The sequence below is a fragment of the Paenibacillus sp. J2R1T-4 genome, assembly GCF_059692235.1.
Map to the genome: position 1 here is coordinate 1 of NZ_JCAUBA010000033.1, position 18,430 is coordinate 18,430.

Sequence of the window (18,430 nt, forward strand, 5' to 3'; positions counted from 1 at the left end):
AACGAGTCTAGCTTGTTTTTGGCCATATGGCCGTTAAAACTTGCACGTTCGTTGTTCAGTTTTCAAGGAACAATCTTGCTGTCTTCCGGTGAGAACCTTCCGAACAGCGACTTTATTAAGGTACCACATTTGCCTATTCCATTGCAACTACTTTTTTCAAAGTATCCTTTAAGTATCAGCAGTTGAGCGGACAAGCTTTTTTGTGGCGAAGACTAATTTATCATATCTATGCATAAGAAGTCAAGCATTACTAATAAATTCTTTTTTATCGACATTTAAACACACATTTATTGTGTTCTGGCATTACGGCCCCGCACGTATTTGGACAATTCCTTTGGGGATGCAAGCCTTGCATACATTCTGAAAATAACTTTGTATCTCTGCTCGATCGCGCTCTTCACTTCTTGATCAATACGTGTATCTTTCAGATCGAAGAGCATCTCATCCAACTCTTTACGAAGCACGTAATCCAGCTCTTTGCATTCTCTTTGATTAAATAAAAATCCTAACATCCGGCTAACAAGCCCCCTTGGCCGGCAGTGAATGACTTGCTCGAATCTGCCGCTTTACTGTTATGCACAGAAAATGGCAATTTTATGAATCCGACGTTCACTTTTTTTCAAAGTCCCATAACCCAAGGGGTAATCGTACTTTCAATAATGGCAGCGACCAACAGACTTACAACAAGCCCCAAACATAACGCAGGCGTTATGCGCATAAATTGCAACACTTCAGCTTTGCTTGCAGCACGCCCCCTCGGACTTAGAATGCTTAACAGTCCTTTGAATAAGATGGCCCCAAAGCGAATTCCGAATGCGGATGCGATGACAATGGCGGGAATTTCTATGATGCCGTGAGGCAATATACCCTTCAACATCAATCCAAGCTGCTCGCTTTGAACTTGATTCTCAGCCAAATACCCTAGAATCATCCCATTAATAACAAGAAAGAACACAGGTATAAAGGCGAAAAGCGCTCCTGCGAATACCATCAGAATGCTTTTGAAGGTATTGTTCAGAAAGATCACCCCAAACAAATAGAGCTTCGTATTAGGCTTGTCCTCAATCATACGCGCGAGCTCCCTTAATCCGTCAATCTGACTTTGAATAAAAGCATCGAAGCTCTCTGAATAACCGTAGCCAAGCACGATCCCAACTAGGAATATCAATGAAGAAGCAATCCAATACTTATTCATGACGATCGTCATATATCGATACAACAATTGAAATTTAAACATCTGCATAACCTCCTTCTGTCCAATTAAACAAGCATGAAGTTTGTGGTACGAGCATATAAATGCTTTAAATCAGCATAAACAAGCTGTGTGCTCAGATGCATTCTGAGGCTCAAGCGGTGAAGGAGGATATAAAAATCGTGAACTTCTTTTATGTTATTAACGGCAGAAAGATCAAGCAGGTATTCATTATGTGTATTGCCGTATTGTTCGCGGCCGGGGTGCTATACTCCGAGAAGGACAATATCACAGTGTTCTCGCAGGGCGAACCTTCCGCTATTTATAGCGTCGAGACAGACAAGAAGGTGCTCGCTCTGACGTTCGACATCAGTTGGGGAGACAAACGCACAGAACCGATTCTGAAAATTTTGCAAGAACAAGGCGTCAAAAATGCTACCTTTTTCTTATCCTCTCCATGGAGCCAGACCCACCAAGAGATTGTAAAGAAAATTATAGACGCTGGCTATGAAATTGGAAGCCACGGGCACAAACATGTGAATTACAGCGGGTTGAATGATGAGGAAATCCGGACACAGATCGAGACCGCTCATCAGATTCTAAGCGATATTACCGGTAAAGCACCAAACCTGATTCGTCTACCCAACGGAGATTTTGACAAACGTGTCCTTCAGATCGCAAATGAGATGAACTACAAAGTTATTCAATGGGATACGGATTCGCTGGATTGGATGAATAAGGGAACAGACAACATCATTAATCGAGTTGTGACCAAAGCTCACCCTGGTGATATCGTACTCTTGCACGCGAGCGATTCAGTCAAACAAACACATGAAGCATTACCCGCCATTATCAGCGACCTCCGCAGCAAAGGCTTTGAATTTGTTAATGTAAGTCAATTGATTCAACAGACTAGTGTTACTCAAAAAGAAGCCGAGAAATCGACGATGCAGCATTCCAAATAGATCCATCTGAACAAAAAGAGCTAATGCGTTAGCTCTTTTTTTGTTTCTAGAATTTTATGAAGCTGCATAATTTGCCATGCATTACACACCAAGAGCGGGACAATCATAAAGATAGCGTAAGAACTCCCTGTCTCATCCAAGCTGAATGCCGGAACAGCCTCAAGAATCGTAACTGCACTCATGAAGAATAATGTCGGGATAAAAGCAGAATTATTCGTTTGTTTCACTTTCCAGTAGGCTACCCCTACAGATACAATCAGAATGAAAAGCGGCATGATGCAAAAGGAAAGCAAGGTACGATCGGTGCCTTCATAATTGCTGTATCTGATATAAGCCAAATCGACAATTGCAATTAGTACAAATAAGCCCTGCAAAATAGTCCAGTAAATCATTTTACGTCGAAAAAATCCAAGTGCTATAAAACGAACGGTCAAATAAGCGAAAAAGCCCATCTGACTTAATACACTAATCATACTTGCTCCAAAAATCATAAAAATCCACTCGTAGGCGCCAACAGACACGCCAAGAAATACAAAATTCTCATCATAACCTTTTAACAAGGCTCCTGTTAACATTCCTGCTACCGTTCCAATTAATAATGTAGTCCAGAACAAATAGCCCCATTTCCTAAGCGTCAATTTGGTCCCCTCCGTACTTTCTGCAAATATCCAAGTGCCTAATCTCGATTGTACCAAGCCATCCAACAAAAAGCCAATACCCGGCGGGATATTTGATCACGCTAAACAAATACTAAAGGAAAATGATCTGTGAAGGGAGCAATCTGAATCATGAATGCAAAATGCATACGTTGGATTCCCGTCCTTCTTCTTCCTTTGTTAGCTTCTTGCGGAAGCGGATCGGGTCAAGCCAGCTCACAAAACAGCGCCGGGGGCTACAAGGAAACCAAATCCATGGTGCTTGATATCCTAAAAACTGAGGAAGGTAAGAAGGCTATTATGGAGGCTTCATTAAGTGAATCGAATTCGCAAATGAAGCTGCTCTCTACGGACACTGGGCAACAAGTCCAATTGGCAGTAAAGGATATATTGACCGCTCAAGATACGGACGTAGTCATTCGCAAAATAATGGCGGATCCGAAATTTGCGGGGGATTTCGCTAAAGCGATCCAAAAACAGAACAAACAGCTGCAAAAAGACCTGATGAAGGATCCGGAATATCAGAAGCAAATGATGGATTTGATGAAGAACCAGGAATTCGAAAAGCTCGTGATGGAGATCATGAAATCAACGCCTTATCGCGCTCAGACCATGACAGTCATGCAAGATGCGTTCCAGAGCCCGCTTGTCAAAGCACAGATGCTCGAATTGTTGCAGAAAGTTGTACAAGAACAAGCTAACCCGACTGAAAAAAAGGAAAAGGACGGTAAAGAGCAGGGCAAGAAAGATGAACAAGGTAAGGAAAAGGATAAAGAAGCAAGTAAGTGACAGGGAGAAGAAAAGGATTGGATCTGTGCCCTTACAGGCAGTATCCAATCCTTTTATTGTCCTCTTACACTCGATTGATTAGCTCTTCAGCTACACTGAGGTATATCTGACCAGCAGCCGAATCCGCTTTATATACAGAAGGAGAATAATCCGGTTCCGAAGGATGGTTATCTGGCGCACCCAGTGGAATTTGTGCCAGCAGCTTGGTGTGCAGCTCTTCAGCTAACTTCCCGCCGCCGCCGCGTCCGAACACGTAGTCCTTCTCGCCGCATTTGCTGCATTCATAATAGGCCATATTCTCCACTACACCAAGAATTTCATGATTGGTATGAACAGCCATAGCTCCTGCTCGCGCTGCAACAAATGCTGCTGTAGCATGTGGGGTAGTTACGATGATTTCTTTACTCTGCGGGATCATCTGATGCACATCAAGAGCAATATCTCCTGTACCAGGAGGAAGATCCAACAACAAATAGTCTAGATCCCCCCAATTGACTTCGTTGAAGAAATTTTTGAGCATTTTGCCTAACATAGGACCGCGCCATATAATCGGAGCATTATCTTCGACGAAGAATCCCATCGATATGACTTTTACCCCATGTCGTTCTACTGGTATGATCAGGTCATTCACTAGCTGCGGCCGATCCTCTATCCCCATCATATCCGGAATGCTGAAGCCATATATATCTGCATCCATGATTCCTACTCTTTTGCCCAGCCTTGCAAGAGCAACTGCCAAGTTCACAGTTACTGTGGACTTACCCACTCCACCCTTGCCGCTTGCGATTGCTATAAAGTTAACGTTGGACTCGGGCCCTAACAAACCTTTACTCGTTGAAGGTGCATGAGGATGCTGAACCTGTGGCGGAGCCGGGTTGTCGGATGAGGCAGCATTGCGCTTAGCTACTTCATTCCGCTCGAAATCACTTATCGCTCGAATTCTGACATGTACTTCATGGACACCCTTCGATTGAAGTGCCTGAACCGCTTGCTCCTTCAACGTTGCCGCATAGTCCTCGCCTTCCTTGGAGGCAATGAGGCTAACGGAGACATTGTTCTCTTTGATCATAATATCCCGCACGAACTGTAAGGAAACTAAAGACTGTTTGTATTCCACATCCTGCAAGAAGCTTAATGCCTCTAATACTTGCTCTCTCGAAATCATGGCGTCCCCCGGTATGATAAAGATAGTATATTTGTACTCATCTCTGTATTATATCATACGTTCTGCCTTCTCCAAATTACTTTCCTTCGGAGCCCTCTGCGGAGAATTTCAGCACACCCCTATAGATGGAATCCGCCACTTTTCGTTGATACTGATCATTACCCATTTGCTTGGCCTCTCCGGGGTTCGATAAGAATCCAACTTCTACAAGGGCGGCTGGAATCGTTAATGCTTTCAAAAGGTATACGGTATCTGCAGGCTTCGGCACACGATCCGTGTTGTTCAAATTTCGCTTGAGTTCTTCTTGAATGGATTTCGCCAGTTTAAGATTTTTCTCGTTTGTTGCGGAATAAAAGGTTTGTGCTCCTGACCATTTAGCGGACGGAAAGCTGTTCAAGTGAATGCTCACTAGTAAATCAGCTTTTTGCTTCTCAATGAGTTCGGCTCGTTTCAGAAGATCCTCTGTCTTGCGCTTACTGTAGCCTCTCGTTCCCTCCTCTGCCAAATCTTTGTCCTCTTCCCGCGTCATGATGACAATAGCGCCGGATTGCTGCAGATAGTCCCTTAAATACAGTGCAATGGACAGGGTTACTTCTTTCTCGATGAGCCCCTCTTTACTTACCGCTCCTCCATCCGGGCCGCCGTGTCCTGCATCAATGGCAATGACTTTACCGGATAAAGGCAACGTCCAATGAGACCAGGTTCTTGTGGCTGGCAGTTCATAAGTAAATAGGAAAATCATAAGCATCACCATTGCGGCCATCATTGCAAGCTTAAACCATCCATGACCATTCACCCAAAATACAATTCTTGCTCTCGGTCGTCTCATAACAAAAATCCACCCCAGTTCCCCTAGACTGATACTCCAATCTATATGGGACAGGGTGGACAAATATGCTATTGATTCGAGCTGCTTGGGACCAAGCTTTCGTTCATTCCGTCAATTAATACTTTCGCAACCTCTGGACGAGTGAACTCGGCGGGAGGGCAAATTCCATCACGGAGCAGTGCACGTACCTTTGTACCAGATAAATGCAAATGATGGCTCTTGTCGTGCGGGCAAGTCTTAGATGTGGCCATATTCCCGCATTTGGTGCAGAAGAAGCTGTGCTCGAAGAATAAAGGAGTTATTCCTAGCTCGTCAGGGGTAAAGTTCTTGAAAATTTCCTGCGCCTCATAAGTTCCGTAATAATCGCCAACACCAGCGTGATCCCGTCCCACGATAAAATGAGTGCAACCGTAGTTTTTGCGTACCATAGCGTGAAAAATAGCTTCTCTTGGTCCTGCATAACGCATCGCCGCTGGGAATACACCCAAGAAAACACGTTGTTTAGGATAGTAGTGCTCTAGAAGAACCAGATAGCTCTCCATTCTGACATCTGCTGATATATCATCAGACTTGGTTTCACCTACAAGCGGATTAAGGAATAAAGCATCTACGATTTCTAACGCAGTTTTCTGAATATATTCATGTGCGCGATGAACAGGGTTACGGGTCTGAAATCCAACGACCGTCTTCCAGCCATTCTGGGAAAATCGTTTACGTGTCTCTGCTGGATCAAAATAATATTCTTGAAATTTGCTCGGCTGTGGACGATTCAAAACTTGCACAGGTCCGCCCAACTGGTAAGGAGAGCGTTCAAATAGCTTCTGGACCCCAGGATGCTCGGGATCGTCGGTCTTGAATACTTTTACTGCTTCCTCCCGTTGATCTACCTTATAGATGCTTCTAACGTCCTGAATGGCATACACAACGCCGTCTTCCCCAACAAGGGCAACTTGCTCCCCTACTGTTAGCTGACCAGCAAGTTCTTCTTCAATAGGCAGTGTGATCGGAATACTCCATACTGTTCCATCCGCCAATCTCATACGACTCACAACGGAGCGGTAATCAGCCTCTTCCAGAAATCCGATTAACGGAGAAAATGCTCCAATTGCAATAAGGTCAAGATCGGAGATCGTCCATGTATTGATTTTGATTTGACGTAATGAGCTTGCTTGTTCTAATAACGCTTGACGCCGATCCTCACTGACTAGTCTATTTATCAAAGTTCCGCCGTGCGGTTTAATGGTTTCAGACATTTGAATTAACCCTCCTTATTTATGAAGTCCGCATTCTGTTTTGTCATTGCCTGCCCATCGTCCTGCTCTTGGATCTTCACCAGGAAGTACCTGACGCGTGCATTTCTCACAACCAATACTCGGGTAATAATTGTCATGTAAAGGATTATAAGTGACATTATGTTGGCGAATATAATTCCATACATCTTCAGAGGTCCAACTAGCCAACGGATTAAATTTCACTAGTCCGAACTTCGTATCGTACTCAACTTTTTTGGCATTTGCCCGGGTCGGGGCCTGGTCTCTGCGAATTCCTGTTATCCAAGCCTCGAATTGGCTAAGAATATCAGTGAGCGGTTCAACCTTTCTAATATTGCAGCAGCCGTTCGGATTCGACTTCCACATTTCCTCTCCATGCAAGCCCGACTGCTCCTCTAAGGTTAGTTTTGGTTTAACCTGAATAAAATCGATGTTGTATTCTTCGGCAAGTTTGTCACGGGTATCATAGGTTTCTTGGAAATGCAGATCGGTATCTAAGTAAAATATCTTTGTCCCGGGTCTCGTCTTGTGAATCATATCAATAATAACTACGTCTTCAGCTCCGAAGCTGCAGGCGAATGTAATATTAGGAAAGGTATCTACCGCCCATGCGATAAGAGCTTCTGGGGAGTCGTTTTCATACTGCTCGGCAGCTTGCTGGATCAATTGTTCTTTTTCAAATAAATTCATGGTAATTAATATCCTCCTTATAATCATTTCCGTTTAATCCCCAGTATACAGATGGGGTTTGTGAACTATATTCCTAGTATAAGTCATTTTGATATAAAGTCAATCCTTTCCTTATATGTTTTCCCATTTCTGAACTAGTTTACGGGCAGTTAATTATGAGTGTGTATGAGTCCATATAAATAATAAAAACCTCTTCCCGTCGAATTGACGAAAAGAGGTCTTCTTGTTTGTTGAAATTAACGTTTGGAGAATTGAGGCGCACGACGAGCTGCTTTCAAGCCGTACTTCTTACGTTCCTTCATACGTGGATCACGAGTCAGGAAGCCTGCTTTTTTGAGCGATGGACGGTATTCTGGATCTACCTTAAGTAAAGCACGAGAAATACCGTGACGGATTGCTCCTGCTTGTCCAGTTGTTCCACCACCGTTAGCTAATACGAGGATATCGTATTTGCCAAGTGTTTCAGTCAGGTTCAACGGTTGTTTAACGATTAACTTCAAAGTTTCCAAACCGAAGTATTCATCCAGGTTACGATTATTGATAATAATCCGGCCTTCACCAGGTATTAGGCGAACGCGCGCAACAGAATGCTTACGACGGCCGGTTCCATAGTATTGAACTTGTGCCATGAATCGGTCCTCCCTCTAATTATCCGCGAAGTTCCCAGACTTGCGGTTGTTGTGCTGCATGTGGATGCTCAGAACCGGCATACACGTTAAGTTTACCTTTCAACTTATCGCCAAGGCGATTCTTCGGAAGCATGCCATACACCGCAAGCTCGATCATACGATCAGGACGTTTGTTAAGCATCTCTTGTGCAGAGGTAACTTTCAAACCACCCGGATGTTGGGAGTGACGATAGTACATTTTCTTCTGAAGCTTCTTACCAGTCAAAACAACTTGCTCTGCATTGATTACAATTACGAAATCTCCGGTGTCTACATGTGGTGTAAATTCCGGCTTGTTCTTACCGCGCAGAATCGAAGCAACTTCACTTGCCATACGGCCAAGTGTTTGGCCAGCTGCATCGACGATGTACCATTTGCGCTCAACTTGCTCAGGTTTCGCCATATATGTGGTACGCATTCGCATGATCCTCCTAAAATTATATCCATACTTACATGTCATTATCGTTGTGTTAATCTTGTTGGTGGCTATCATCGAAACTCGGGGCAGTGGGTTTGCCAATTTCGAAAAGCCAACTTATATATTACATGAAATCAAGAGCGGAATCAAGGATTATTTCTGGGTATCTGCATAAAAAACTTCCCATAACATTAACCCATGCGCCATAGCAGTAGGACCTGCATGACTCCGGTCGCGAGCTTGCAAAATCCCTTTCATCTCAGCGCTTGTGCGTTTTCCTTCTCCGATCTCGATCAATGTTCCAACCAAGATACGCACCATGTGCTGCAGGAAGCCGCTGCCGCTGAAAAAGATATGAAGCAGGCCTTCCTGCTCTTTATAATCCACATACGCCTCAAACAGTGTACGAACGTGAGAACGCTTGGTCGATCGAGTAGAGCAAAAGGATGTAAAATCATGCTCTCCAATCAAACATTCCAAAGCCTTGACCATTTCGTTCACGTCAAGAGGTGTAGGATGGTGAAACTGCAATTGACGTTGGAAAACATCCGGCGTTCGGTTGCAGTTAATGGTGTAGCGATATGTTTTGCGTTTAGCGGAATGACGAGCATGAAAGCTGAGTGGTACCTCATGAGCTTCTGTGACCAGAATATCATCAGGAAGCCATGTATTGAGCGCTAATGCCCAACGACGAACTGGAATTTGCGATTCGGTCACAAAGTTGACGATCTGCTGACGAGCATGTACACCTGCGTCCGTTCGACCCGAGGAGATCACTTCAATGGTTTCCCCGGTTAACCGCTTCAAAGCCTTTTCGAATTCATCCTGGACGGTATTCCCTCCAGGCTGCTTTTGAAATCCGTAATAACGCGTACCTTCATAGCTAACAACCATGCATACGTTTCTCATGATAAGCCTCGACTCCAACACAACGAAAGAACATATTCCCCACAAGAATCTTAAATAAACGGCTCTGCCGTCTTCAGGAAGACGGCTCATCGTTTCGATATGACTCTACAAAAAAAGGGCTTCATCAGAACCAATTGATTCTGTCCACCCTTATCCGTTCCGTTCGTTATTAAGCGCGATCTACCAGTTCCAAGTATACCATAGGAGCTGAATCTCCACGGCGGGGTCCTAGTTTAAGAATGCGCGTGTAACCACCCGGACGCTCGGAGTAACGAGTTGCTAGTTCCGAGAAAAGCTTTTGGATTGCATCCTGTTCAGAGTTAGCAGTAGTTTCACGACGAACAAATGCAGCTGCTTGACGGCGAGCGTGCAAATCTCCACGTTTAGCTAGCGTAATCAATCTCTCGGCAACGCCGCGGATTTCTTTTGCTTTAGCCTCTGTAGTTTGGATGCGCTCATATAAGAAAAGATCAGTTACTAGATCACGATATAATGCTTTACGCGAACTAGCATCACGATTTAACTTGCGGTATAAAGCCATTTCATTTACCTCCTTCTGTAATTAATCCTCGGTGCGCAAGCCTAATCCCAGTTCTTCCAGCTTCTCTTGTACTTCTTCCAAGGATTTGCGGCCTAGATTACGAACCTTCATCATATCCTCTTCCGTTTTGGTGATCAGCTCTTGTACCGTATTAATTCCTGCACGCTTCAAACAGTTGTAGGAACGAACGGAAAGGTCCAGTTCTTCAATCGTCATTTCAAGAACTTTCTCTTTCTTATCTTCTTCCTTCTCCACCATGATTTCAGCATCTTTAGCTTCATCCGTCAATCCTACAAACAGCATCAGATGCTCTGTAAGGATCTTGGCACCAAGACTAACCGCTTCCTCAGGTCGAATACTTCCATCGGTCCACACTTCGAGGGTTAGTTTGTCATAGTTCGTCACTTGACCGACACGGGTATTCTCTACGCTGTAGTTCACGCGAGTGATCGGAGTATAGATCGAATCCACCGGAATTACACCGATCGGTTGATCATCTCTCTTATTCTTATCCGCTTGTACATAGCCTCTACCGCGGTTTGCATGAATGCGCATATGCAATCTTGCATCAGCCGCTAATGTTGCAATGTGCAGGTCGGGGTTAAGGATCTCAACATCACTATCCGCGCGAATATCTCCGGCGACGATATTACCTCCGCCTTCGGCATCGATTTCAAGCACCTTTTCCTCGTCGGAATGAATCTTTAATGAGAGTCCCTTGAGATTGATGATGACTTCTGTAACGTCCTCCATCACTCCTGGGATCGTCGAGAACTCGTGAAGCACTCCGTCGATTTGAACGGAATTGACCGCTGCACCCGGCAATGATGAGAGCAGGATGCGGCGCAAGGAGTTGCCCAACGTTGTACCGTAGCCACGCTCCAACGGCTCAATGATAAATTTACCATACGTGCCATCTTCGTTCAGCTGAACGGTTTCAATTTTTGGCTTTTCGATTTCGATCATGAACTTAACCCTCCTTGAAAACGTCGTTTCCCTCTGGATAACTGAAAACGCAAAAAGTTATAGTATGCCTATCGTTCACATTCATTATTCACATGTTTTGGATAATTATACTATACTTGCTCCTGAAATCCTATTAGACACGACGACGTTTTGGCGGTCTGCAACCGTTATGAGGAATTGGAGTTACGTCCTTGATCAGATTAACTTCCAAGCCAGCAGCTTGCAACGAACGAATCGCAGCTTCGCGGCCTGCGCCAGGACCTTTAACCATAACCTCAACACTCTTCATTCCATGTTCCATTGCAGCTTTTGCAGCAGATTCAGCAGCCATTTGCGCAGCAAATGGAGTGCTCTTCCGTGAACCCTTGAAGCCCAGGTTACCGGAGCTTGCCCAGGAAATTGCATTACCATGTGGATCCGTAATCGTTACGATCGTGTTGTTAAATGTGGAGCGAATATGAGCAACTCCGGTATCGATATTTTTGCGGTCACGACGTTTTGTACGAACCGCTGCTTTTTTCGGTTTAGCCATGAGAGTCATCCCTCCTTATTATTTCTTCTTATTCGCAACAGTACGGCGTGGTCCCTTACGAGTACGCGCGTTAGTCTTAGTACGTTGTCCACGAACGGGTAGTCCGCGACGGTGACGAATTCCGCGGTAGCAACCGATATCAACCAGACGCTTGATATTGATCGCAATTTCACGACGAAGGTCGCCTTCTACTTTAACTGTTTTGTCGATTGCTTCACGCAATTTGCTTACTTCGTCTTCAGTGAGGTCACGAACGCGAGTAGCGGAGCTGATTCCTGTTGTAGCAAGAATGTTCTGAGCTGTCTTTTGTCCGATACCAAAAATGTACGTCAATGCGATTTCCACACGTTTGTCACGGGGTAAGTCTACACCTGCTATACGAGCCATTGAATCGATGCACCTCCTTTAACCTTGTTTTTGTTTATGCTTCGGATTTTCACAAATGACCATTACAGCGCCTTTGCGACGAATGACTTTACATTTTTCACAAATCGGTTTGACCGACGGTCTTACCTTCATGGTTTATTACCTCCTAATACTTCCTAAGAGACATCGTAAGCAATGCTTAGAAACGATTATTTGAAACGGTAAGTGATTCGCCCTCTTGTTAAATCGTAAGGCGACAGCTCTACCGTAACTTTATCACCTGGCAGGATTCGGATAAAGTGCATCCGGATTTTACCTGATACATGTGCTAATACTTTATGCCCGTTCTCAAGCTCTACTTTGAACATTGCGTTCGGTAGCGGCTCAATCACAGTGCCTTCGACTTCAATAACATCTTCTTTAGCCACCGTCATTCTCCTTTCTGCTGTGCATCGTATTGTTGGGACTCAACAAACTTGTTCAATGCATAACGAAGCTTTGCGTTGGTAACACGACCGGTTTCATTTAAGCTGTCAGCAACCTCGCTGCTAATGTGCGGCAGCAGGTGAAGGTGGAGGATATTCTTCTTCTTGGGCTGGTCGAATTTGCGTTTGTCTCCGTCTGCAATCCATACAAATCGGTTATCTTCCAGGCGAACCACAACTGCATATTGATCCTGCTCCCTACCTCGCAATACTCGAGCGAGTTGTCCGAGTGCCGGTTGCTTGTCAGCATCCGTATTCATAGGGCATAATCCTCGCACAGGGTTAGGATCTCATAACCGTCGGCTGTAATAGCGATCGTATGCTCGAAGTGCGCACACAGGGATCCATCTACGGTCACGACCGTCCAATTGTCCTGCAGCGTCTTCACATATCGTTCTCCTATATTCACCATTGGCTCTATAGCGAGTACCATTCCTGGCTTCAACCGCGGTCCTCGATCTGGAAGCCCATAATTCGGAATTTGCGGTTCTTCATGCAAGTTTTGACCGATTCCATGTCCGACATACTCTCGAACAATAGAAAACCCTTGATCTTCCACAGCTTTCTGAATGGCATGAGATATCGTATACAACCGGATATCAGCCTTTGCCTTCGATAGACCCTCATACAACGATAACTCCGTTACTTCCAGCAGCTTGCTGGCAGCAGCGGACACTTTACCTACTGGATACGACCAAGCAGAATCGCCATGGTATCCTCGGTATTGAGCGCCGATATCGATGCTGATTATGTCTCCCTCAAGCAACTTCCTGTTCCCGGGAATACCGTGTACCAGTTCTTCGTTGACCGAAGCACAAATGCTTCCAGGAAAACCGTTATAGCCTTTGAATGATGGTATAGCGTTTTGACTGCGAATATAATCCTCGGCGATCGTATCCAATTCCTTGGTTGTGACGCCCGGCCGCACAGCTTGAGCCATGAGTCGATGCGTCATTGCAACGATTCTACCGGCTTCGCGCATGAGGCTGAGTTCAGCCTCGGACTTACAAATGATCATTCCGCTTGACCTCGCAATAGAGTAGCAATATCGGATGTTACCAAATCGATATCTTGTTCTCCGTTCACTTCACGCAACAACCCTTTATTCGAATAGTAGGCGAGCAAAGGAGCTGTCTTGTTATTATATTCATCCAAGCGAGTGCCAACCTTCTCCTCGTTATCGTCAGAACGTTGATACAATTCGCCGGAGCATTTGTCGCAAACGTTCTGCACTTGCGGAGGGTTGAACATTACATGGTAAGTTGCTCCACATGATTTGCAAATTCGACGGCCAGTCAAACGCCCCAGCAACAAATCACGATCAACAGTTAAGTTAATAACATGATCGATCTGCTTGCCAAGTGAAGCAAGAATCTCGTCCAACGCCTCCGCTTGGGAGATCGTTCTCGGAAACCCATCGAGCAGGAAACCATTGCTGCAATCAGGACCTTGCAATCTTTCCTTAACAATTCCGTTCGTAATCTCATCTGGTACCAACAAGCCTTGATCAACAAAACTTTTCGCCTGTACGCCGAGCGGTGTACCTTGACTCATCGCTAGACGAAAAGCATCCCCTGTTGATATATGCGGAATGCTAAATTGTTCAACAATCCGCTCAGCCTGCGTGCCTTTACCGGCCCCTGGAGGACCCATGAAAAGTATATTCACTGTACGCCCCTCCCCCGATAAGCATTCATAAAGAACACTTTATGCGTATGCGCAGTATGCAACTCCCATTGACCGAAGAACGAACAGCACAATAGGTACCGACGGCGATGACAATCATGCCATCAGAACCTAGTATCCATGCTATCCGATTATTTATTGATGAATCCTTTGTAGTGACGTTTGATCAGCTGGCTCTCGATTTGCTTCATGGTCTCCAGCGCTACCCCGATTACGATCAACAGGGAAGTTCCCCCGATCGTTACCGATTGCGGTAACCCCGCAGCAGCACTAAAAAATACAGGAAGGATCGAAATTAAGGCGAGGAATACCGCACCAGATAGCGTAATCCGTGTCATCACTCTTGTTAGATAAGAGGATGTCATTTTTCCTGGGCGAATACCTGGAATATAACCACCGTTTTTCTTCATCTGATCAGCCATCTGCACCGGATTAATTTGAACAAAGGTGTAGAAGTATGTGAAACCGATAATCAACAGTACATAAACGACCATTCCAAAAGCTGCTGTATAGGTTAGGTTGTTGATAATCCATTCAGCCACTACGTTCCCGCGCCAGAACTGAGCGATTGTTGGTGGAAACACCAACAGGGATAGTGCAAAGATAACTGGAATAACACCTGCCGCATTCACTTTAAGAGGAATATGCGTTGATTGTCCACCGTACATTTTACGCCCAACTACGCGTTTTGCATATTGTACCGGAATTTTGCGAACACCTTGCTGCACGAATATGATTCCTGCAATGATCGCGAGAATTACGATAACAATAATGATCACCTTAACGATGTTGAGGAACAGAGCTGCGTCAGATCCTTCTTCGAACAAGTTCAGATAGATCTGATTGATACCATTAGGTAATGCAGCAACGATACCCGCAAAGATAATGATCGAAATCCCATTACCGATACCATGTTCCGTAATTTGCTCACCCAACCACATCAGAAAAGCCGTACCTGCCGTCAATACGATCGAGATCATAACGTAAGTCGTAAAGGTAGGATCAATAACAAGACTGAGACTATAGAGACGATTGAACCCGAAAGCCAATCCGAATCCTTGAATAAGCCCTAAGATGATCGTTCCATACCGAGTAATTTGTGCCAGCTTCTTCCGTCCAACTTCGCCTTCCTTCGCCCACTGTGTAAACTTAGGAATAACATCCATCGATAACAGCTGAACTATAATCGAGGAAGTGATGTAAGGCATAATCCCCATCGCGAAGATTGAGAAATTGAACAACGCTCCACCGGAGAATGTATTCAACAGGTTGAATACGCCGCCGCTGCTGCTTTGATCGATACTAGTCAAAATATCGGAATCGATGTTAGGCACGGGGATAAAAGCGCCGATCCGGTAGACGATCAGGATACCGAGAGTGAAAAGTATTCTTCTCCTGAGATCGGCTACCTTCATGATGTTGGACAATGTATTAAACATTAAATCACCTCGGATTTACCGCCGGCAGCCTGAATCTTATCTACCGCAGATTGAGAGAACTTGTTCGCCTTGACTGTCAGTTGTACAGTAAGATCGCCGGTTCCTAAAACCTTGATGCCGTCTTTAGGATTCTTTACAAGTCCGGACTCAAGTAGGAATTCCGGAGTGATTTCTGTTCCTGCAGGGAATTGGTTAAGTACTTCCAGGTTAACCAAAGCGTACTCAGTACGGTTCCGATTCGTAAAGCCACGTTTCGGCAAACGACGATACAATGGGTTTTGTCCGCCCTCAAAACCTGGACGAACACCGCCACCAGAACGTGCATTTTGACCTTTGTGACCGCGACCTGACGTCTTACCATTACCGCTGCCGATTCCTCGACCCACACGCATGCGAGTCTTCTTGGAACCTTGAGCTGGTGTCAGTTCATGTAACTTCATCGTTGCACCTCCTTAAAAGATTTATACTTCTTATACTGTTCTATTCCATTTACCTCGTTCGAGTTGATCCTTACACTTCTTTAACTTCAACGAGATGGATCACTTGATTGACCATACCGCGGATCGCGGGGCTATCGTTGTGAACGACGGTTTGATGCAGCTTGCGCAAACCAAGTGTTCTTACCGTTACCCGTTGCGTTTCTGGACGTCCGATCAAACTGCGCTTGAGGGTAATTTGCAATTGCGTAGACATAGTCATTCCCCTCCTAACCTAGAAGTTCTTGAACGGTTTTGCCACGAAGCTTCGCAACTTCTTCCGCTTTTTTCAAACGCTGCAAACCTTCCAGTGTTGCATTAACCATATTCATGGAGTTGGAAGATCCAAGCGACTTAGTCAAAATGTCACCTACACCTGCTAATTCAAGAACCGCACGAACAGGGCCGCCGGCAATAACTCCAGTACCTTTTGAAGCTGGCTTCAAAAGTACGCGTCCTGCTCCGAATTTACCTGTAACTAAATGCGGAATCGTAGTTCCTACGATTGGCACATGGATCAGATTCTTCTTAGCATCTTCGATGCCTTTGCGGATGGCGTCCGGAACTTCCGCAGCTTTGCCGATTCCTGCTCCAACCCAGCCATTGCCGTCACCGACAACAACCAAAGCGCTGAAGCTAAAACGACGACCACCTTTTACTACCTTCGCAACGCGGTTAATGTTGACTACTTTCTCAGTCAGCTCTAACGTATTGGGATCTACACGCAAGTTGTTTACCTCCTTATTGAGAAATTTTCCTTAGAATTCAAGTCCGCCTTCACGAGCTGCATCAGCCAAAGCTTGGATACGCCCATGATACAAATAACCGCCCCGGTCAAATACCACTTTATTGATCCCTGCATCTTTAGCACGTTGAGCGATCAAAGCTCCTACTTGAGTAGCTGCATCCACGTTACCGCCGTTTGCCACTTCGCTTAGACCTTTGTCTTGTGTTGATGCTGCAGCAATCGTTACACCATTAACATCGTCAATGATTTGAGCATACATGTGTTTGGAGGAACGGAAAACATTCAACCGTGGACGTTCACTAGTCCCTGTGATTGTTTTACGGACACGCAAGTGTCTTTTTACACGGGCTTTATTCTTATCACCTTTAGTAATCATCGGTTGTTCACTCCTTCCTTAAGCCAAGAAACGCTGTTGGTTTCTTAGTAAATGTACTTTACTTCTTCTTACCAGCTTTACCTTCTTTACGAAGAATGCGTTCGCCCTCATACTTAATCCCTTTACCTTTATACGGTTCAGGTTCACGTACGGCACGAATCTTCGCAGCAGTTGCGCCGACTAATTCTTTATCGATACCTTTTACGATGATCTTCGTGTTTGTTGGAACTTCGAATTCAATACCGCTCTCAGGAAGGATCTCAACTGGATGGGAGTAACCTACGTTAAGTACCAGCTTATCGCCAGCCTTGTTCGCACGGTATCCTACGCCTACAAGATCAAGATTCTTAACAAAACCGGTTGTTACTCCGCTCACCATGTTATTGATGACACTGCGAGTTGTTCCATGAAGGGAACGGTGAAGCTTGTTATCGGAAGGACGTTGTACGTTCAGTTCCGTACCTTCCACAACGATAATCATGTCTTTATGCAATTCACGGGACAAAGTACCTTTAGGTCCTTTTACCGTAATGTTTGTGTTGTCGAGCTTTACATCTACGCCGCTCGGGATTGTGATGGTTTTACGACCAATACGAGACATTGTTGCACCTCCATTCTTCCACGCTTTAGATTACCAAACGTAACAGACGACTTCTCCACCGGATTTAGCTTGACGCGCGTCTTTGTCGGACATTACGCCATGCGATGTTGAGATAATCGCGATTCCTAAGCCGCCAAGGACTTTAGGAACTTCCAGGCTCTTTGTGTAAACACGAAGACCAGGCTTGCTGATTCTTTTCAAACCAGTAATTACACGTTCATTGTTGGGACCGTATTTTAAGAAAATGCGGATTATCCCTTGCTTGCTATCTTCGATATATTCAGCGTCACGAATGAAGCCCTCTTTTTTCAAGATTTCTGCTATTTCTTTCTTAATCTTGGAAGCAGGTACTTCCACCGTTTCATGACGAACGATATTTGCATTGCGGATGCGTGTAAGCATATCTGCAATAGGATCTGACATTACCATTTAGCGAACCTCCTTCCCGAAGTAGGGTTATTACCAGCTTGCTTTCTTTACGCCGGGAATCTGACCTTTATAAGCCAGTTCACGGAAACAGATTCTGCAAATCTTAAATTTGCGAAGCACGGAATGCGGACGACCGCAGCGCTCACAACGAGTATAGGCTTGAACCTTGAACTTCGGTTGGCGCTGTTGTTTGACGATCATCGAAGTTTTTGCCACTGAACGATACACCTCCG

30 protein-coding genes are annotated in these 18,430 nt (G+C 45.0%); 3 read left to right on the plus strand and 27 right to left on the minus strand.

Annotation, left to right across the window (positions count from 1 at the left end):
* A partial coding sequence (locus AC58QD_RS31085; RefSeq protein WP_497338935.1) for a hypothetical protein occupies positions 1 to 186 on the plus strand: 186 nt, incomplete at its 5' end.
* Between the two features lie 101 nt (positions 187 to 287).
* On the opposite strand, the gene AC58QD_RS31090 is transcribed toward AC58QD_RS31085, so the two are convergent.
* Positions 288 to 512 carry a hypothetical protein gene (locus AC58QD_RS31090; RefSeq protein WP_497338936.1) on the minus strand — a complete coding sequence of 75 codons (225 nt, stop codon included), beginning with the start codon at positions 510 to 512 and terminating at the stop codon, positions 288 to 290.
* A 107-nt stretch (positions 513 to 619) separates the two neighbouring features.
* A complete protein-coding gene (locus AC58QD_RS31095; RefSeq protein WP_497338937.1) occupies positions 620 to 1,237 on the minus strand; it encodes a stage II sporulation protein M in 618 nt (205 codons plus the stop codon).
* Positions 1,238 to 1,374: 137 nt separating this feature from the next.
* On the opposite strand from AC58QD_RS31095, the gene pdaB reads away from it, so the two are divergent.
* Positions 1,375 to 2,157 (plus strand): polysaccharide deacetylase family sporulation protein PdaB, encoded by a 783-nt coding sequence (gene pdaB / locus AC58QD_RS31100; protein WP_497338938.1) that lies wholly within the window; start codon positions 1,375 to 1,377, stop codon positions 2,155 to 2,157.
* A 20-nt stretch (positions 2,158 to 2,177) separates the two neighbouring features.
* On the opposite strand, the gene AC58QD_RS31105 is transcribed toward pdaB, so the two are convergent.
* Entirely contained in the window at positions 2,178 to 2,795 is a 618-nt protein-coding gene (locus AC58QD_RS31105) for a KinB-signaling pathway activation protein (protein ID WP_497338939.1), read from the minus strand.
* A gap of 150 nt (positions 2,796 to 2,945) precedes the next feature.
* Here AC58QD_RS31105 and gerD point away from each other — a divergent pair, with 150 nt between their 5' ends.
* Entirely contained in the window at positions 2,946 to 3,602 is a 657-nt protein-coding gene (gerD, locus tag AC58QD_RS31110; protein ID WP_497338940.1) for a spore germination lipoprotein GerD, read from the plus strand.
* A gap of 64 nt (positions 3,603 to 3,666) precedes the next feature.
* Here the strand turns inward: gerD and salA are convergent, their stop codons facing one another.
* The 24 genes from salA to AC58QD_RS31230 all read right to left on the minus strand — a co-directional run bounded on the left by salA (position 3,667) and on the right by AC58QD_RS31230 (position 18,413).
* Positions 3,667 to 4,767, minus strand: coding sequence for an iron-sulfur carrier protein/transcriptional regulator SalA (gene salA / locus AC58QD_RS31115; protein ID WP_497338941.1), 1,101 nt, complete (start codon positions 4,765 to 4,767; stop codon positions 3,667 to 3,669).
* A 76-nt stretch (positions 4,768 to 4,843) separates the two neighbouring features.
* Positions 4,844 to 5,596, minus strand: a complete 753-nt coding sequence (gene cwlD, locus AC58QD_RS31120; protein ID WP_497338942.1) for an N-acetylmuramoyl-L-alanine amidase CwlD — start codon at positions 5,594 to 5,596, stop codon at positions 4,844 to 4,846.
* A 68-nt stretch (positions 5,597 to 5,664) separates the two neighbouring features.
* Positions 5,665 to 6,849, minus strand: coding sequence for a sulfate adenylyltransferase (sat, locus tag AC58QD_RS31125; protein ID WP_497338943.1), 1,185 nt, complete (start codon positions 6,847 to 6,849; stop codon positions 5,665 to 5,667).
* Between the two features lie 15 nt (positions 6,850 to 6,864).
* A complete protein-coding gene (locus AC58QD_RS31130) occupies positions 6,865 to 7,557 on the minus strand; it encodes a phosphoadenylyl-sulfate reductase (protein WP_497338944.1) in 693 nt (230 codons plus the stop codon).
* A gap of 236 nt (positions 7,558 to 7,793) precedes the next feature.
* A complete protein-coding gene (gene rpsI, locus AC58QD_RS31135; RefSeq protein ID WP_497338945.1) occupies positions 7,794 to 8,186 on the minus strand; it encodes a 30S ribosomal protein S9 in 393 nt (130 codons plus the stop codon).
* A 19-nt stretch (positions 8,187 to 8,205) separates the two neighbouring features.
* Positions 8,206 to 8,643, minus strand: a complete 438-nt coding sequence (gene rplM, locus AC58QD_RS31140; RefSeq protein WP_497338946.1) for a 50S ribosomal protein L13 — start codon at positions 8,641 to 8,643, stop codon at positions 8,206 to 8,208.
* A 153-nt stretch (positions 8,644 to 8,796) separates the two neighbouring features.
* A complete protein-coding gene (gene truA / locus AC58QD_RS31145; RefSeq protein ID WP_497338947.1) occupies positions 8,797 to 9,552 on the minus strand; it encodes a tRNA pseudouridine(38-40) synthase TruA in 756 nt (251 codons plus the stop codon).
* Between the two features lie 169 nt (positions 9,553 to 9,721).
* The gene (rplQ, locus tag AC58QD_RS31150) at positions 9,722 to 10,093 is read right to left on the minus strand and encodes a 50S ribosomal protein L17 (RefSeq protein WP_497338948.1); all 372 of its coding nucleotides are present in this window, start codon (positions 10,091 to 10,093) and stop codon (positions 9,722 to 9,724) included.
* 21 nt (positions 10,094 to 10,114) lie between these two features.
* Positions 10,115 to 11,059 carry a DNA-directed RNA polymerase subunit alpha gene (locus AC58QD_RS31155; RefSeq protein WP_497338949.1) on the minus strand — a complete coding sequence of 315 codons (945 nt, stop codon included), beginning with the start codon at positions 11,057 to 11,059 and terminating at the stop codon, positions 10,115 to 10,117.
* A 133-nt stretch (positions 11,060 to 11,192) separates the two neighbouring features.
* On the minus strand, positions 11,193 to 11,591 hold the full coding sequence (gene rpsK / locus AC58QD_RS31160) for a 30S ribosomal protein S11 (RefSeq protein ID WP_497338950.1): 399 nt from the start codon (positions 11,589 to 11,591) through the stop codon (positions 11,193 to 11,195).
* Positions 11,592 to 11,609: 18 nt separating this feature from the next.
* A complete protein-coding gene (rpsM, locus tag AC58QD_RS31165; protein WP_497338951.1) occupies positions 11,610 to 11,978 on the minus strand; it encodes a 30S ribosomal protein S13 in 369 nt (122 codons plus the stop codon).
* A gap of 18 nt (positions 11,979 to 11,996) precedes the next feature.
* On the minus strand, positions 11,997 to 12,110 hold the full coding sequence (gene rpmJ, locus AC58QD_RS31170) for a 50S ribosomal protein L36 (RefSeq protein ID WP_022738894.1): 114 nt from the start codon (positions 12,108 to 12,110) through the stop codon (positions 11,997 to 11,999).
* 56 nt (positions 12,111 to 12,166) lie between these two features.
* Positions 12,167 to 12,385, minus strand: coding sequence for a translation initiation factor IF-1 (gene infA, locus AC58QD_RS31175; protein ID WP_127583972.1), 219 nt, complete (start codon positions 12,383 to 12,385; stop codon positions 12,167 to 12,169).
* Between the two features lie 2 nt (positions 12,386 to 12,387).
* Positions 12,388 to 12,702 (minus strand): hypothetical protein, encoded by a 315-nt coding sequence (locus tag AC58QD_RS31180; protein WP_497338952.1) that lies wholly within the window; start codon positions 12,700 to 12,702, stop codon positions 12,388 to 12,390.
* The gene (map, locus tag AC58QD_RS31185; RefSeq protein ID WP_497338953.1) at positions 12,699 to 13,460 is read right to left on the minus strand and encodes a type I methionyl aminopeptidase; all 762 of its coding nucleotides are present in this window, start codon (positions 13,458 to 13,460) and stop codon (positions 12,699 to 12,701) included. Before map ends, AC58QD_RS31180 begins: the two co-directional genes overlap by 4 nt.
* Positions 13,457 to 14,110 carry an adenylate kinase gene (locus tag AC58QD_RS31190; RefSeq protein WP_497338954.1) on the minus strand — a complete coding sequence of 218 codons (654 nt, stop codon included), beginning with the start codon at positions 14,108 to 14,110 and terminating at the stop codon, positions 13,457 to 13,459. Before AC58QD_RS31190 ends, map begins: the two co-directional genes overlap by 4 nt.
* 149 nt (positions 14,111 to 14,259) lie before the next feature.
* On the minus strand, positions 14,260 to 15,567 hold the full coding sequence (secY, locus tag AC58QD_RS31195; RefSeq protein ID WP_497338955.1) for a preprotein translocase subunit SecY: 1,308 nt from the start codon (positions 15,565 to 15,567) through the stop codon (positions 14,260 to 14,262).
* The gene (rplO, locus tag AC58QD_RS31200; protein WP_497338956.1) at positions 15,567 to 16,007 is read right to left on the minus strand and encodes a 50S ribosomal protein L15; all 441 of its coding nucleotides are present in this window, start codon (positions 16,005 to 16,007) and stop codon (positions 15,567 to 15,569) included. The genes secY and rplO overlap by 1 nt, the downstream gene beginning before the upstream one ends.
* A gap of 70 nt (positions 16,008 to 16,077) precedes the next feature.
* Positions 16,078 to 16,260 (minus strand): 50S ribosomal protein L30, encoded by a 183-nt coding sequence (gene rpmD / locus AC58QD_RS31205; RefSeq protein WP_497338957.1) that lies wholly within the window; start codon positions 16,258 to 16,260, stop codon positions 16,078 to 16,080.
* Between the two features lie 13 nt (positions 16,261 to 16,273).
* Positions 16,274 to 16,771 (minus strand): 30S ribosomal protein S5, encoded by a 498-nt coding sequence (rpsE, locus tag AC58QD_RS31210; RefSeq protein WP_497338958.1) that lies wholly within the window; start codon positions 16,769 to 16,771, stop codon positions 16,274 to 16,276.
* Positions 16,772 to 16,801: 30 nt separating this feature from the next.
* A complete protein-coding gene (gene rplR, locus AC58QD_RS31215; RefSeq protein ID WP_497338959.1) occupies positions 16,802 to 17,167 on the minus strand; it encodes a 50S ribosomal protein L18 in 366 nt (121 codons plus the stop codon).
* 58 nt (positions 17,168 to 17,225) lie between these two features.
* Positions 17,226 to 17,768 carry a 50S ribosomal protein L6 gene (gene rplF, locus AC58QD_RS31220; RefSeq protein ID WP_497338960.1) on the minus strand — a complete coding sequence of 181 codons (543 nt, stop codon included), beginning with the start codon at positions 17,766 to 17,768 and terminating at the stop codon, positions 17,226 to 17,228.
* A 30-nt stretch (positions 17,769 to 17,798) separates the two neighbouring features.
* Complete coding sequence (gene rpsH, locus AC58QD_RS31225; RefSeq protein ID WP_497338961.1) at positions 17,799 to 18,197, minus strand: 30S ribosomal protein S8; 399 nt, start codon at positions 18,195 to 18,197, stop codon at positions 17,799 to 17,801.
* Between the two features lie 30 nt (positions 18,198 to 18,227).
* On the minus strand, positions 18,228 to 18,413 hold the full coding sequence (locus AC58QD_RS31230; protein WP_405461854.1) for a type Z 30S ribosomal protein S14: 186 nt from the start codon (positions 18,411 to 18,413) through the stop codon (positions 18,228 to 18,230).
* Positions 18,414 to 18,430: the final 17 nt, after the last annotated feature.

Bases quoted from the DNA above. Each gene is read 5' to 3' on its own strand.
- truA (WP_497338947.1), bottom strand. From the start codon at position 9,552: ATGAGAAACGTATGCATGGTTGTTAGCTATGAAGGTACGCGTTATTAC.
- rplR (WP_497338959.1), bottom strand. From the start codon at position 17,167: ATGATTACTAAAGGTGATAAGAATAAAGCCCGTGTAAAAAGACACTTG.
- gerD (WP_497338940.1), top strand. From the start codon at position 2,946: ATGAATGCAAAATGCATACGTTGGATTCCCGTCCTTCTTCTTCCTTTG.
- AC58QD_RS31095 (WP_497338937.1), bottom strand. From the start codon at position 1,237: ATGTTTAAATTTCAATTGTTGTATCGATATATGACGATCGTCATGAAT.
- rpsI (WP_497338945.1), bottom strand. From the start codon at position 8,186: ATGGCACAAGTTCAATACTATGGAACCGGCCGTCGTAAGCATTCTGTT.
- AC58QD_RS31155 (WP_497338949.1), bottom strand. From the start codon at position 11,059: ATGATCGAAATCGAAAAGCCAAAAATTGAAACCGTTCAGCTGAACGAA.
- sat (WP_497338943.1), bottom strand. From the start codon at position 6,849: ATGTCTGAAACCATTAAACCGCACGGCGGAACTTTGATAAATAGACTA.
- rplO (WP_497338956.1), bottom strand. From the start codon at position 16,007: ATGAAGTTACATGAACTGACACCAGCTCAAGGTTCCAAGAAGACTCGC.
- cwlD (WP_497338942.1), bottom strand. From the start codon at position 5,596: ATGAGACGACCGAGAGCAAGAATTGTATTTTGGGTGAATGGTCATGGA.
- salA (WP_497338941.1), bottom strand. From the start codon at position 4,767: ATGATTTCGAGAGAGCAAGTATTAGAGGCATTAAGCTTCTTGCAGGAT.
- rplF (WP_497338960.1), bottom strand. From the start codon at position 17,768: ATGTCTCGTATTGGTCGTAAAACCATCACAATCCCGAGCGGCGTAGAT.
- rpmD (WP_497338957.1), bottom strand. From the start codon at position 16,260: ATGTCTACGCAATTGCAAATTACCCTCAAGCGCAGTTTGATCGGACGT.
- AC58QD_RS31090 (WP_497338936.1), bottom strand. From the start codon at position 512: ATGTTAGGATTTTTATTTAATCAAAGAGAATGCAAAGAGCTGGATTAC.
- rplM (WP_497338946.1), bottom strand. From the start codon at position 8,643: ATGCGTACCACATATATGGCGAAACCTGAGCAAGTTGAGCGCAAATGG.
- AC58QD_RS31180 (WP_497338952.1), bottom strand. From the start codon at position 12,702: ATGAATACGGATGCTGACAAGCAACCGGCACTCGGACAACTCGCTCGA.
- secY (WP_497338955.1), bottom strand. From the start codon at position 15,567: ATGTTTAATACATTGTCCAACATCATGAAGGTAGCCGATCTCAGGAGA.
- AC58QD_RS31130 (WP_497338944.1), bottom strand. From the start codon at position 7,557: ATGAATTTATTTGAAAAAGAACAATTGATCCAGCAAGCTGCCGAGCAG.
- map (WP_497338953.1), bottom strand. From the start codon at position 13,460: ATGATCATTTGTAAGTCCGAGGCTGAACTCAGCCTCATGCGCGAAGCC.
- rpmJ (WP_022738894.1), bottom strand. From the start codon at position 12,110: ATGAAGGTAAGACCGTCGGTCAAACCGATTTGTGAAAAATGTAAAGTC.
- rplQ (WP_497338948.1), bottom strand. From the start codon at position 10,093: ATGGCTTTATACCGCAAGTTAAATCGTGATGCTAGTTCGCGTAAAGCA.
- rpsK (WP_497338950.1), bottom strand. From the start codon at position 11,591: ATGGCTAAACCGAAAAAAGCAGCGGTTCGTACAAAACGTCGTGACCGC.
- rpsH (WP_497338961.1), bottom strand. From the start codon at position 18,197: ATGGTAATGTCAGATCCTATTGCAGATATGCTTACACGCATCCGCAAT.
- rpsM (WP_497338951.1), bottom strand. From the start codon at position 11,978: ATGGCTCGTATAGCAGGTGTAGACTTACCCCGTGACAAACGTGTGGAA.